Raw genomic sequence first — 13578 nt, 5'->3', positions numbered from 1 at the left:
GGTGAAGGATGAACATCATTTTGTCCAACTCATCGGGAGAACCGATTTATGCGCAGATTGTAAGCCAGATCCGGCAGATGATTTTACAGGGTGAGCTTGCGGCAGGGTCCCCCCTGCCTTCAATCCGTCAATTGGCCAAGGATTTGCAGATCAGCGTTATCACAACGAAACGCGCATACGAAGAATTAGAGCGGGAAGGGCTTGTTAATTCTCTAGTAGGAAAAGGCTCCTATGTGTCCGGCATGAATCAGCAGTATATCCGTGAACAGCGATACCGGCTCTTGGAGGAGAAGATGAAAGAAGTCATGGAAGAGAGCAGGCTGCTTGGGATCGGGTTTGCGGAAATGGTTGACATATTCAGGACGCTTAAGGAGGAGCAGGAATGAGTAATGTAGTAGAGATCCGGGAGGTTTCCAAATCTTTTGAACAATTTGCGTTGGATCAGGTTCGATTTGAGGTGAAGAAGGGTTTTATCACAGGATTGATCGGACCCAACGGTGCCGGAAAAAGTACGCTGATCAAGATTATGATGGACATGGTGCGTCCAAGCGGCGGGGAGGTGCGAATCTTCGGCAGCACTCTTGCGGAAAACCCCGGCTTAAAGGACCGCATCGGGTACGTTTCGGACGAGAATTATTTCTATGAGAGTATGACCATACGGAATATGGGGAAAATGCTCGCCCCTTTTTATAAACATTGGGATAATGCAGCCTTTACCCGGTATCTGGAAATGTTCGAGCTGTCCGAAAAGTCCAAAATCAAGAACCTGTCGAGAGGAATGAAGATGAAATTCTCGCTTGCGGTTGCACTGTCCCACCATGCTGAACTGCTGCTTATGGACGAACCAACCGCAGGGCTTGATCCCGTCTTCCGCAGGGAACTGCTGGACCTTCTCGGGGAGCAGATTCTGGATGAGAACAAATCGATCGTCTTCTCTACTCACAATACGAATGATCTGGACCGGATCGCGGACTATATCATTTTTATGAACCGGGGGAAAGTCGTCTTCAGCGACAGCAAGGATGAAGTGCTGGAACGGTATGTAATGGTTAAGGGCGGAAGCGAGCTGCTCGATAAGGATGTGCGGAAGTATTTTGTCGGGGTAAGGGAAGGGGCTCACGGATTTGAAGCCTTGGCGCCGGACCGGCGGGAAGCGGTAAGGGCGTTTCAGGGAAATGCGCTGCTCGAAGCGCCGACGCTTGAGGATATTATGTATTTCACTGTAAAAGGAGGCAAGGCTCGTGTCTAATCTCGTTTCTTTGATCCGCAAAGACTTTATGCTGTCCAGAAATTATCTGCTGTTTATGGTTCCCTATCTCATTGTTCTATCCATTATGAATACGAATGCCGCCCAGTTCGGCGTGAGTTTGATTGTAATTTTCTCCAGCATGACGATGCTCCTTACCTCCTGCCTGCAGGATATCCGAAATGTGAATATAAGGTTCTCGCTAAGTCTTCCGGTACACCGCAGAATGATCGTGGTCTCTAAGTATGTATCGGTTCTGCCCTTTCTCTTGATTGGCGTAGCAATTGTTCTGGTATTGAGTCTGGTGCTGCAGCAGCTGGGATATGACATCCTAAATATGAACTGGAGAGAGCTGGGAGTTTCTATTCTATCGGTACCGCTGATGGCCTCGATTTACCTGCCCCTATATTACTGGCTCGGACCCAAGGGAGCCCAATATGTGAATACCGTGTTCTTTTTGGCCATCTTCTTCGGCATGATGAATCAGGGAGACATCGTTAATTCTATTCCGGGAATGAAGAATTTTATTCTGGATAACGCGGATATGGGTCTTGAAAAATGGTTGGTCGGAGGTGCTGTCTACATCTTATTTGTGGCGGCTTCCTATCTTGTCTCTCTGCGGCTGTTCTCCAGCCGGGATTTATAGTTTCCTGGTTGATCTCCGTCCTGGCGGTTAAATACGAAATAGCGGGCTAACTGTTGGGACATATTAGGAGATGAAGGAGGAACGCCAGATGAGTGTGAGAATATCCAAAGGAAAATACGACCGGTTACTCAAGCTGTCCAATGACCGGGGGCTGTTTGTGGCGACGGCCATCGATCAGCGGGGGTCGCTTAGAAAATCGCTTGGACGCGCTCTCGGAGGCGAAGCGGACGGACGGCATGTTGCCGAATTCAAAAGACTCGTTTCCGAAGAGCTGACGCCTTATTCCAGCGCAATCCTGCTCGACCCGGAATACGGCTGGGATGCGGCGGCGGTACGGCATAAAGATACCGGCCTGCTGATCGCCTATGAGGAAACAGGCTATGACGCGACGGAAAAAGGGCGGCTGCCGGATCTGCTGCCGGAATGGTCGGTGCGCCGCTACGCGGAGAAGGGCGTCGATGCTATCAAGATTCTGATGTACTACGACCCCGACGACGATGAGAAGATTAACACGATTAAACATGCCTTTATCGAACGGGTCGGAGCGGAATGCGATTCCGTCGATATCCCTTTTTTCTTCGAGGCCGTCACTTACAGCGATACTCTAACTGACTCCGCCGGAGCGGAGTTTGCCAAGGCCAAGCCGGAAAAGGTGAAAAAATACATGCAGGAATTCACAAAGCCCCAGTACAAGATCGACGTCCTGAAAGTGGAGGTTCCGATTAACCTGAAGTATGTGGCGGGCACTCGGGCCAACGCGGGCGGCGAAGCCGTGTATACGCGAGAAGAGGCGATTGCGCATTTCAAGGATACGGCGAATCTGACGACCGTTCCGTTCATTTATTTGAGCGCAGGCGTAACGAATGAAACGTTTATCGAGACGCTGGAGCTTGCCGGCGAAGCCGGGGTTCCTTTTTCGGGCGTGCTCTGCGGAAGGGCAACCTGGCAGGACGGCGTTGAGATCTACGGCAAGAATGGAGCCGAAGCGCTGCGGGCATGGTTGAAGGAAGAGGGCGTGCGGCGGATGATCCACCTGGGTGAAGTGCTGGCTAAGGCGGCGACCCCCTGGTGGGATTTCTATGGAGGCAGGGACAAAATTGAAGTCATGGAACGGAGATAAAGCAGTGCTATGCTGTTTTGCAAAAGGCTTCACGGACGATTTTCGTCTGCTGGGGCCGTTTTTTTGCGGAACGGGATAGACTCACATATTTTGCATTGACAAATGGATTAGTTGACGTTATGATGTGAGGAATTTTTATACAAGGAGTGGAAAAAAGTGGCCTACTATTACCCGGAACCTTCCCGGACGTTCAGCGAATTTCTGCTGATTCCCAATTTAACGGCAAAAGATTGTACTCCCGCAAACGTGAACTTAAAGACGCCCATTACGAAATTTAAAAAAGGCGAGCAGCCGGATATTTCCTTGAACATTCCGTTCTCGTCGGCAGTGATGCAGTCGGTCTCTGATGATCGTATGGCGATCGCATTGGCCCGCTGCGGGGGAGTCTCTTTTATTTATGGTTCTCAATCCGCTGAAGACCAGGCGTTCATGGTCCGAAAGGTGAAGGAATATAAGTCAGGCTTCGTGGTTAGCCGCTCCAATTTGAGACAGGATCATACCTTGAAAGATGTATTGGATCTGAAAGAGGTTACTGGCCATTCCACGGTAGCCGTTACGGATGACGGTTCGCCGACCGGGAAGCTGCTGGGAATCGTAACCGGTCGGGACTACAGAATTAGCCGCGATTCGCTGGATAAACCGGTAAGTGAATTCATGACTCCGTTCTCTTCCCTGATTGTCGGAACGCCCGGAATCAACCTTCCCGAAGCCAATGACATGATTTGGGAGCACAAACTGAACTGCCTGCCGATCGTGGACGGGGAGCAGCGGCTGGAAAGTCTAGTTTTCCGTAAAGATTACGACGCTCATAAAGAAAACCCGCTGGCGCTGATGGACAGCAATAAAAGCTATATCGTCGGGGCCGGCATCAACACGAAGGACTATAAAGAACGGGTGCCGCTTCTGGCTGAAGCAGGTGCCGACATATTGGTGATTGACGCGTCGGACGGGTATACCGAGTGGCAGCGTGAAACGATCGCTTACGTCAAAGAGAATTTCAATATCAAGATTGGAGCGGGGAATGTCGTAGACAAGGAAGGCTTTCTGTATCTTGTCGAATCCGGCGCCGATTTCGTGAAGGTAGGCATCGGCGGCGGATCGATATGCATCACGCGTGAGCAAAAGGGGATCGGCAGAGGACAGGCATCGGCTCTTATCGAGGTTGCGGAGGCAAGGGAGCAGTATTATAAAGAGACGGGAATTTACGTGCCGATCTGTTCGGACGGAGGAATCGTTCACGATTATCACATCACGCTTGCGCTTGCTATGGGCGCCGACTTCGTCATGATGGGCAGATATTTCGCCCGGTTCGACGAGAGCCCGACCAAGAAGCTGAAAGTCGGAAACAACTTTGTCAAAGAGTTCTGGGGAGAAGGCTCCAACCGGGCGCGAAACTGGCAAAGATACGATACCGGCGGAAAGTCGGGGCTTGTCTTCGAAGAAGGCGTCGATTCTTACGTACCTTACGCGGGAAGTCTCAAAGAGAATCTGGACAAGACGATCAGCAAGCTTAAGTCGACGATGTCCAACTGCGGGTCGAAATCGATCGACGAATTGCAGCAGGGCGCGAGAATCACCCTTGTATCCGCAACCAGTCTTGTCGAGGGCGGCGCGCATGATGTTATCATGAAAGAAACCAGCTTTTCGGGAGAGTAACGGTTATATGAGTATGTCGGCCCGGTGTTTCATGGGGGCTACCGTTTGAATCGGTAATAATGCAATCCGGGAACTACATGTACAGTAAACAAGAGACGCGGCCGCCGTTCATGAGAACGGGGCAGCGCCTCTTTTGGGTCCGAAAGGGGGACTGGCCGCGAAGATGAGTCCCGTCGTCAGCGATTCAGCCCATCTATCGTCCCAGGCGGTATTGTTCGGGAGCCATGCCGGTGATTTTGACGAATGCGCGATAAAATTGGCTGGCTGAAGCAAAGCCGAGACCCGCGCTAATCGCGGAAATCGTAGCTTCGGTATATTCGAGGTCATACTTGGCGCGCTGGATCCGCAAACGAAGAATGTACTGATAAGGCGTGAATCCGGTCGCCGCTTTGAAGGAGCGGATAAAATGGTATCGGCTCTGAAGAGCCATTGACGACAATAAATCAATGCGAATCGGTGATGTAAAGGAGCGGTGTATGTATTCGAACACTTGATCCATATATGGATCTCCCGTACTGGAAAGTTCCGAAAGACACGGAGGATTCGTTTCCGGACAGGCCCCTCTTTTCAGATTTCGTGTAAGATATTGCAGCACATTGGTCTCCGTAAGACTCCGCCAGTATCGGTCATCCTCATCAGTCAAAACCAGCGGGGAAATCCAACGATTGAACTCCGCGTTCAATTCCTCAGGATTGATGACCTGCTCCACAGCGATACAATCTGCTTCATTATTTTGCAAAGACTCCCACAGCGAAGGGCGTACTTTGATCACGATTGCGCGGTTTCCTTCATCAACACGGATTTGATGCTCCTGCATCGGCCGGTGAATGATTCCTTCGCCTTCCGGAATGAACCCGGATGTGCCGGAGGTAATGACGGACGAGCCGCCGCGGACGGCAAAGGTCAGCTGAACCCAGTTCTTATGAACATGGGGAGAGTCTTCGTAATGTTCTTCTAATCTGCACAGCTCGATGTTCTCCGTCAGAACTTGCATTTTCATCAGCGTTCACCCCGTCTCATTATAGCATGAGAGCAATAATTGCAGATGAATTGAGCAATTTTCACAATGACATTTTTACTTGGGATTGTTTACAATACGTTAAAGCAGACGTGATCATCTCGAGAATAGAAAAGAGGTTGCAGGGGAATGGACAGCATTTTGAAAATAAGCAATGTCTCGTGGAAAAGGGGGACGCAGACGCTGCTGGACCAGGTAAACTGGAGCATTGAAAAGGGGCAACATTGGGCGCTCATGGGACTGAACGGTTCAGGAAAAACGACGCTGCTGAACATGATCAACGGTTATATCTGGCCGACCGAAGGGGAAATTTATGTGCTCGGCGAGCGGTTCGGCGAGATAGATCTGCGGGAGCTCCGCAAGTCCATCGGCTGGGTCAGCTCATCCCTTCAGGAAAAGCTGCACGGATCAGACCGGACACAGCTTGTCGTGATCAGCGGGAAGCATGCCTCGATCGGACTGTACGCCAATGCGCCGGAGGAGGATTTCGAGCGGGCCCGGGCATTGATGGAGAAGCTCGGATGCGGGCATTTGTGGGACCGCGAGTACCGTACCTGTTCACAGGGGGAGAAGCAGAAGGTGCTGATTGCCCGCGCCCTGATGGCCGAGCCGAAAATTCTGATCCTGGACGAACCGTGCAACGGCCTGGATTTGTTTGCCCGGGAGCGGCTGCTGGAAAGTATTGAAGAGTTGACCATGAGTGAGAAGGGGCCTTCCCTCATTTACGTGACCCATCATACGGAGGAAATTCTGCCCGCCTTCAGCCATACGCTGTTATTCAGGAAAGGCAGGGTATTCGATTCCGGCAAAACGTCTCACATGCTGAACGCAGAGACGCTCAGCCGTTTTTTTGAAGCGCCCGTCTCGGTGGAGCAAAGCGGCGACCGAACCTATATTTTTCCCGGCAATAACAGACCGGGCAAAGGAGAATAAAAGCATTGGAAACTTCATACACCACGAATCCCCGAGCCGAAGCCAAGGAGCGTTTTCCTTTGGCGCTGCTGTCTTTAACGCTCGGCGCTTTTGCGATTGGAATGACCGAATTCGTAATTATGGGCATCCTGCCTAATGTTGCCGAGGATCTTCATGTGTCGATCGCCTCGGCAGGGCAGCTGATTACCAGCTATGCGCTGGGCGTTGCTATCGGAGCTCCGATTCTGGCGATGCTGACCCATAGGCTGCCACAGAAGCAGCTGCTCTGTCTGCTGATGATCTTCTTCACTTTGGGGAACGGTATTGCGGCAATTGCGCCGAATTACGCCGTACTGATGGGGGCCAGACTGTTCACTGCTTTGGCCCACGGCACCTTTTTCGGCGTCGGCTCCGTAATTGCGGCAGGTCTTGTGAAGCCGGGACGACGCGCGGCGGCGGTTTCGATTATGATGGCCGGTCTTACCGTGGCCAATATTATCGGAGTTCCGATCGGGACGTTTATCGGCCAGCATCTGGGCTGGCGGGCGTCGTTCGGCGCCGTTGCCGTGATGGGCGTGCTATCGCTTGCCGGCATTCTGCTGCTCGTGCCTGTAATTAAGGCGGAGGAGACGTCAAGCCTTACGCGCCAGCTTCGCGCACTGCTGCAGCCGAAGCTGCTGCTGGTTCTGCTGACGGGAGCGCTGGGATGCAGCAGTCTATTCACCGTCTTCACTTATATTACGCCGCTGCTGGAGGACATCACGGGATTCTCGGAGAGCAGCGTGGCCTTGATTCTCGTACTGTTCGGAGTCGGCGTGACGACGGGAAATATTATAGGAGGCAGGCTCGCCGATTGGAAGCTTATGCCCGTGATGCTAGGGAGTTTCGCATTTCTGGCCGCTATTCTGGCATTTTTCGCGTATTCGGTACATATTCCGGGGCTCGCAGTCGCCACTATATTTTTGTGGGGTGTCGGAGCTTTCGGGGTCTTGCCCGGTCTTCAGATCCGGATTATGACGCTTGCGAAGGACGCTCCGGCACTCGCTTCGACTTCAAATCATTCCGCGCTGAATTTAGGCAATGCTTTTGGCGCCTTTTTCGGAGGATTCATTATCACGCATATTGGTCTGGGGGCTCTGCCCTGGTTCGGGTCGCTGTTTTCCTTTATCGGGCTTCTGCTCGCGGCTTCCGTCTATGTGTGGGACCTGAAAGGCGGAGCGCGCTGACCATACTATAACGCTGATCATATTCTAAATCATTCACTCTTGACACCCAAACCATCCGGTTGAATCGCCGGTTCTTTGTTTGGGTATTTTTTTGATTTGGCAGCACAGGGCAAGTTTACAAATGGGGTAAAGCAGAATATAATAATCATATCGAAAGTTGCATTAGGTAAACTTTTATGTGCTTGGCTAATTTTTAGGCGGGGAGGAAAACAGATATGATGGAACGTACTCAAACTCTGGGCATGGCCCAGCAACAAGAAAGAGATCTTCTCGCCGTCCACTCAGCAATGCAGGGAAAGGGTAGAGGACTCAGCAGAATTCTGCCATTCCTTGGACCTGCCTTTATCGCGGCTGTCGCGTATCTCGACCCTGGTAACTTCGCCACCAATATTACGGCAGGCTCAAAGTACGGATATCTCCTGCTCTGGGTTATTGCCGCCTCCAATTTGATGGCTGTTCTTATTCAGTCCTTGTCCGCCAAGCTTGGGATCGCGACCGGCCGTAATTTGCCTGAAGTTGCGCGCGACCGGTTCCCCAGAGGAGTTTCTTTCTTCTTATGGATACAAAGCGAGCTGGTCATTATGGCGACCGACCTGGCGGAATTTCTCGGAGCGGCGCTCGGTCTTTATCTTCTATTCGACATTCCCATGCTGCCCGCTGCGCTGATTACGGCGGCAGGTTCCTTTGCCATTCTTGAACTGCAGCGGAGGGGATACCGTTCTCTTGAAGCGGGAATCGCCTCCATGATTCTGATCGTGGTGCTGGCGTTTGCTTATCAGGTCGTCATGGCTAAACCTGCTATGGGCGAAGTGTTTCATGGCATTGTGACGCCAAGCTTTCAAGGCGTCGACAGCGTGCTGCTGGCGGCGGGTATTCTCGGGGCAACCGTCATGCCGCATGCGATCTATCTGCATTCTTCACTTACCCAGAACCGGATTGTCGGCAGAAACGATGCGGAGAAGAAGAAAATTTTCAAGCTGGAGTTCATCGACATCCTGATTGCCATGTTCATTGCAGGCGCAGTTAATATGGCTATGGTGATCGTTTCAGCGGCGACTTTTTTCAAGAACGGTCTTGCTGTCGAGGATTTGGATGCAGCCTTTCATCAATTCGGCCAGTTGGTCGGTCCGGTTACGGCCATTTCTTTTGGATTGGGTCTGCTGATTGCGGGACTCTCCAGCGCTTCTGTAGGCACAATGGCGGGCGACGTTGTCATGCAGGGATTTATCAATAAAAGAATCAATCTGTATCTCCGCCGGGCGATTACAAGCATTCCGCCTCTTGCTGTGATCTTGTCCGGTGTCGATGCGACCCGGGCGCTTGTAATGAGCCAGGTTATTCTCTCCTTCGGCATCGCGTTTGCGCTGATTCCGCTTATTGTCTTCACTAGCGACCGCAAACTGATGGGTGGGCTGGTCAACCGCCGGATCACTTCGGTGCTCGGCTGGATTATTGCCGGTATTGTCGTCTCGCTGAACTTGTTCCTGATTGCCGAGACGTTGATTGCTTAAGATGCTGCTTGCCTGACATCCAATTCGAGCTGCATTAGAAAAAGAGCTACGGGTGTTGTCCGTAAAGGGCAGCACCCGTTTTTTGCTGGGGTATAGCGCCGCTCGTCGTCGTGCAGGGGGATGTGGGGGACAGCAGATTCGTCTGCTCAGTCTGCTTTCGGCGGAACAAGCGGTGTTTCCTGCAAACCTTCTTATTTTTCTGTCACATCAACCATAAAAATCAATGCTTCAAGGAAAAAACGTAGCTTTTTCAGTGGCCTCTCCTCGGACATATCACCCATTTAGAACCACAAGCCGCTGCTCGTGCCCGCATTTCGCCGTGGACGCAGCCCTCATCATCCCTCGTTTTTTCTTTGTTCCATTCAAAGAGCGCAACAGCCAACAACGTTTCGGCGGCAAGCATTAGTTCGAAATAGGCACGATGATACGCTTCGGATCGCTTACCGAATGGCGCAGTGGATCGACAGGGCTCTCAGAACATGAAAATATCGTAATAATTTATAAAATTATCCATATACATGTTTTTGTAAGTCATCACAAAAATGAAGGGATGATATTGTATGTCAACCAAAATACTTATTTCCAGCGTTACTTCTTCACCAACCCCTCAACCTGGCCAGTCAAGCCGTTCCAGCGGGAACTTTTCAACGGTAACTCTTCCTGCCAACACAATCAATTTTCAATGGGAAATATCGTCTACTGGAAATGATAATCCCAATTCGATAAGTTTCAATGTAGCGCGAGATGTAAGCGGCGGCAGCGATCCAACTATTTTTTCTGGCGTAGTTAACGGTAAGTATACAGATGTTTATGAAAGCGGATCTCTTTATATTGCAAATCCAAATGACGCAACAGCCAACTTTGTAGTAAGCGTATACGCGATAACAAGGTAAGAGTACGTTATAAAGCAGCACAATAAACAAAAAATCCCCGCCCAGCCACACGGCCAAGCGGGGATCATTGTTTTTTTGCTGATGTTGATTGTGTGGGTTGTGTGGCCGTACACATCGAAACTGACTCACTCTGCAGTGGCGTGCTAGTCGCGTCGAAATCCCCCTCCCGCTCCTCCCAGTTCTCCTGAACTTCAGGCCAGTGCTGCGCTGCATCAACGCTCCCACAAGAGGGTGACTCCAAACTCAGGGAACTGCCCCGCCATCCCGCCGCGTGAATAGTTCACCTTCACCAAAACGTGATCCGGCCAAAAATAACTCAGTAAGTCCTTGCAAACCGTTGCACTTATGTGACACTCTCAATGGAGATTCGCTGAATACTCTTGAGCAAAGATAATCATATGAGCTTTCGATTCCTCGTCAATCGTTAGCAATGACTACCCATTAATCGTATGAACTGCTATAACGGAGAGAACCGTCTTGTCGCATACACGGGCACGCATGATGGCCACCGCCATATTGTTTCATGGCGACGATATGTTAATGATGAAGCGTTCACTAAAGCGAACCTTGTCGCCCGGCTTTTGGGCAGCAGTCGGCGGTCATTTGGAGCCGCATGAGATCAATGATCGCGCCGCCGCCGTTTCTCCGGGAAATCTGCGAAGAGACCGGTCTGCTTGAGCAGGACATCCGCGAGCTTCGGCTTCAGTATATCTTGATCCGCCTTAATCAAGGGGAAGTCCGGCAGCAGTTCATTTACACGGCGCAGACGGCCGCCGCTACATTCACCAAACGGAGGAGGGCGAGCCGCACTGGATTCCCCGCAAGCAGGTTCTGAATCGGGAGCTTCCGTTTATTTTCCGCTGTCTGCTGGAGCACTATTTCCAAAGCGGCCCCTCGCCGCATGTATGGGTCGGTACGGCCGGATATACGCTTCCAGCGATCCAACCGTACACTGGATCGAACTTATTGATCCGCAGCAGGTCTAGTTAGAAATGTCTAGGCGTGACACTCATTCTCAAATAAGAATTTTAAGCCAAACTGCTAAACAGCATTAAGGGAATGGCAATTATATCCTATTATGACGATCCATTGTTGGATGAATTGTATCCGGACGAAGAAAATGGCGGCAATTGGTATCGGGAGACCTTCCAAGCAGCGCGCCAAGTCGTGAACGGGAACTATATTACAGCAAAAGAACTTCTGAGCATGAACCTTGTTAACAGGCAAATAACTCTCTTTTAGGAGAACGAATGGAGGATTATAAAGTATGCTGGATGAATACGCGGCGGTTGGGCAAATGTTCCGGAACATTTAAAATGTATGTCCGATCTGAAAGAAATGGGAGTGTACGTTGAAATTGGTAGCAATGGCGTAGATGATAATGGCCACAATCCTTAGAGTATAAAAAAACGCTAAGCCGGGTAAATCCGAAGGCTCAGCGTATATTTTCGTTAAATTGTTGGCGTATAGCGTTTTTCGTCGTCGTGCAGGGGGCGAAGGGACGGCAGATTCGTCTCTTCAGTCTGCTTATGGCGGAACAAGCTGTGTTTCCTGCAAACCTGCAGGCTTGCCCAATGAATTTCGCGGGGGAAGAAGCAAAGGATGCAAATGCGCAGCCTTTAGATCCTTGCCCGCCGCAATGGGGAGAAAAGAGGTGAAATATCTGCACTTTAGCAGGAAATAGGTTTTGGAGGAGGATTTTCATGGAAAAAGATGTATGAACGCAGGAATCTCCGCAACCCACTAGCCAACCAACCAGTAACCCACCAACCAGCCAACCAGCAGACCAACCAATTATCCCCGCTCCGTACGCCTTGCCTTTAATGTGAACTGGTCCCGCTTAATCTACATCTGCCGCAAGCTTCTTCAGCATCCGCCTAATGACTTTAAGGGGAATCGGCGCTTCGAAATCGCAGTCAGAGCAGGAAACGGGTGCTTGCTTACCCGGCTGTAGGGCCGAAGGAAGACGATTCCCCCTTTGCAACAGGAATCTGAATCTCCGTCAAATAATCGGCAGGATTCTTCTCCGACCACGGCCCCTTGTGATAAATCGCCCGGGTCGGTCCGTCCATGCCGTAGCCGTTCGCCGACATCCACACGCCCAGCGCATGATAGGCCTTGCTCATCTCCTCAAAAGGGCCGCTGTGAAACAGGACCGCCATTTGCGGCTCCGCTTCCAGCTCCTTCACACGAATGCGGTCCGTTTCGGCAGCTTCTCCGTCGATATGCAGCGTCACCTCGACATCACATCCTGTTCTTTGTACCCCTGATCGTGATAGATGGCGTAGCTGGGCTCAAGCGCCTTGACGCCGTTTGCTCCCGCGAAACGCGTGAGTTCCTCCCAGAGAACGCCTTCTGCGTTGTATGCCGGAATAATGTTTCTGAGGGACAGCACCCGGTAAGCCGGGACGCTTTTTAATGCGATGGTATAGTCCATAGTTGAATCCTCCTTGGTTAAATGTTCAAGCATTCTGCCGACGCGCAGCAGTTTTTCGTTCTCTTGTTCAATCGTTTCCGCGATCTGATGCTTCTGTTTAGCCAATAATTCAAGCAGACGCCGCGTGTTGCCGCTCTCCTTCAGCCATTCCCCGAATTCCGGAAAGCCGAAGCCCATTTCCCTGAGAGACTTAATGCCATGCACGGTTTCGATTTGGTCGGCAGAATAGTAACGGTAGCCTGTTGAGCCGTCAATAGCCGCAGGGGGCAGCAGCCCGATCTCGTCATAGTACCTCAGCATACGAATCGAAACCCTTGTCAGTCTGGAAAAATCGCCGATCTTTAGCATTACTCCTCCTTGTACCGTTATTCACACTCCGGATTGTAATCCAACTCTAAACCCTGCCACCTTGTGAGAGTCAATAGATTTCTGGAAATTCTTATAAAAGCCACCGCGCTTGTACGTTAGCCGTCTCCCGCATGCTTCGCTCGCCATACTATGCAGGTATAAGAGAGGAGTGATTTTATGGAGGCCTATTACAATTGTTTAAGATGCAAGGGAAGAAAGGTTCGCATTCTGACGAGAGACGGCAAGGAGTATAGAGGTATGATCAAAGACGTGGACAGAAACAACGTTTATCTTCAGCCCGAGAGAGGTAGTGTGAAGACATCGGGTTTTTATCCTTATGGCGGGTATGGCGGTTACGGTTATGGTTTTAATAATGACATTATCACCCTTAGCCTGTTTACTCTGCTCGCGATTGCGCTGATTTAACGTCAGGGGCTCTCCTTTTACACCGGAGAGAGGGCTGTTTGATTTGCATGTGAACAAGAAAGAACGGCCTGACGTTATCTCATATGGAGAAGCGCCAGGCCGTCATATTTTGCGGATGAGTAAATGGAAGGCACAGCCG

The 13578-nt window shown here is 51.0% G+C and carries 15 protein-coding genes; 12 read left to right on the top strand and 3 right to left on the bottom strand.

All coding sequences use genetic code 11. The annotated features are described in order from the left end of the window. Positions 1–8 precede the first annotated feature (8 nt). From KP014_RS18295 to KP014_RS18275, 5 genes are all read left to right on the top strand, one after another. The gene (locus KP014_RS18295) at positions 9–386 is read left to right on the top strand and encodes a GntR family transcriptional regulator (protein ID WP_036602890.1); all 378 of its coding nucleotides are present in this window, start codon (positions 9–11) and stop codon (positions 384–386) included. Next, a complete protein-coding gene (locus KP014_RS18290; RefSeq protein ID WP_036602893.1) occupies positions 383–1249 on the top strand; it encodes an ABC transporter ATP-binding protein in 867 nt (288 codons plus the stop codon). Before KP014_RS18295 ends, KP014_RS18290 begins: the two co-directional genes overlap by 4 nt. Then, positions 1242–1892, top strand: a complete 651-nt coding sequence (locus tag KP014_RS18285) for an ABC-2 transporter permease (protein ID WP_036602896.1) — start codon at positions 1242–1244, stop codon at positions 1890–1892. Before KP014_RS18290 ends, KP014_RS18285 begins: the two co-directional genes overlap by 8 nt. Positions 1893–1980: 88 nt before the next feature. After that, positions 1981–3012: a tagatose 1,6-diphosphate aldolase gene (locus KP014_RS18280; RefSeq protein WP_036602899.1), complete on the top strand. Its 1032-nt coding sequence runs from the start codon at positions 1981–1983 to the stop codon at positions 3010–3012. A 156-nt stretch (positions 3013–3168) separates the two neighbouring features. Further along, the gene (locus KP014_RS18275) at positions 3169–4668 is read left to right on the top strand and encodes an IMP dehydrogenase (RefSeq protein ID WP_090833700.1); all 1500 of its coding nucleotides are present in this window, start codon (positions 3169–3171) and stop codon (positions 4666–4668) included. 193 nt (positions 4669–4861) lie between these two features. Here the strand turns inward: KP014_RS18275 and KP014_RS18270 are convergent, their stop codons facing one another. Further along, positions 4862–5668: a helix-turn-helix domain-containing protein gene (locus KP014_RS18270; protein ID WP_036587593.1), complete on the bottom strand. Its 807-nt coding sequence runs from the start codon at positions 5666–5668 to the stop codon at positions 4862–4864. A gap of 147 nt (positions 5669–5815) precedes the next feature. Here KP014_RS18270 and KP014_RS18265 point away from each other — a divergent pair, with 147 nt between their 5' ends. From KP014_RS18265 to KP014_RS18240, 6 genes are all read left to right on the top strand, one after another. Then, the gene (locus KP014_RS18265) at positions 5816–6619 is read left to right on the top strand and encodes an ABC transporter ATP-binding protein (protein WP_051499247.1); all 804 of its coding nucleotides are present in this window, start codon (positions 5816–5818) and stop codon (positions 6617–6619) included. Positions 6620–6624: 5 nt separating this feature from the next. After that, positions 6625–7824, top strand: a complete 1200-nt coding sequence (locus KP014_RS18260; RefSeq protein WP_036587595.1) for an MFS transporter — start codon at positions 6625–6627, stop codon at positions 7822–7824. Positions 7825–8066: 242 nt separating this feature from the next. Next, a complete protein-coding gene (locus KP014_RS18255) occupies positions 8067–9335 on the top strand; it encodes an Nramp family divalent metal transporter (protein WP_036587605.1) in 1269 nt (422 codons plus the stop codon). A 560-nt stretch (positions 9336–9895) separates the two neighbouring features. Continuing rightward, a complete protein-coding gene (locus KP014_RS18250; RefSeq protein ID WP_090833699.1) occupies positions 9896–10228 on the top strand; it encodes a hypothetical protein in 333 nt (110 codons plus the stop codon). Between the two features lie 613 nt (positions 10229–10841). Beyond that, entirely contained in the window at positions 10842–11063 is a 222-nt protein-coding gene (locus KP014_RS28905) for a hypothetical protein (RefSeq protein ID WP_246590544.1), read from the top strand. 224 nt (positions 11064–11287) lie between these two features. Beyond that, positions 11288–11470: a hypothetical protein gene (locus tag KP014_RS18240; protein WP_036587597.1), complete on the top strand. Its 183-nt coding sequence runs from the start codon at positions 11288–11290 to the stop codon at positions 11468–11470. Between the two features lie 698 nt (positions 11471–12168). On the opposite strand, the gene KP014_RS18235 is transcribed toward KP014_RS18240, so the two are convergent. Both KP014_RS18235 and KP014_RS18230 read right to left on the bottom strand, forming a co-directional pair. Further along, complete coding sequence (locus tag KP014_RS18235; RefSeq protein ID WP_216700395.1) at positions 12169–12465, bottom strand: GyrI-like domain-containing protein; 297 nt, start codon at positions 12463–12465, stop codon at positions 12169–12171. Beyond that, positions 12462–13013: a MerR family transcriptional regulator gene (locus tag KP014_RS18230; protein ID WP_216700394.1), complete on the bottom strand. Its 552-nt coding sequence runs from the start codon at positions 13011–13013 to the stop codon at positions 12462–12464. Before KP014_RS18230 ends, KP014_RS18235 begins: the two co-directional genes overlap by 4 nt. Positions 13014–13190: 177 nt before the next feature. On the opposite strand from KP014_RS18230, the gene KP014_RS18225 reads away from it, so the two are divergent. Continuing rightward, complete coding sequence (locus KP014_RS18225) at positions 13191–13439, top strand: LSm family protein (protein ID WP_036587600.1); 249 nt, start codon at positions 13191–13193, stop codon at positions 13437–13439. The last annotated feature ends 139 nt before the right edge of the window (positions 13440–13578 follow it).

It is taken from the genome of Paenibacillus sophorae, from assembly GCF_018966525.1.
Taxonomy (GTDB): domain Bacteria; phylum Bacillota; class Bacilli; order Paenibacillales; family Paenibacillaceae; genus Paenibacillus_AQ; species Paenibacillus_AQ sophorae.
This window is presented reverse-complemented; position numbering and strand designations above follow the sequence as displayed.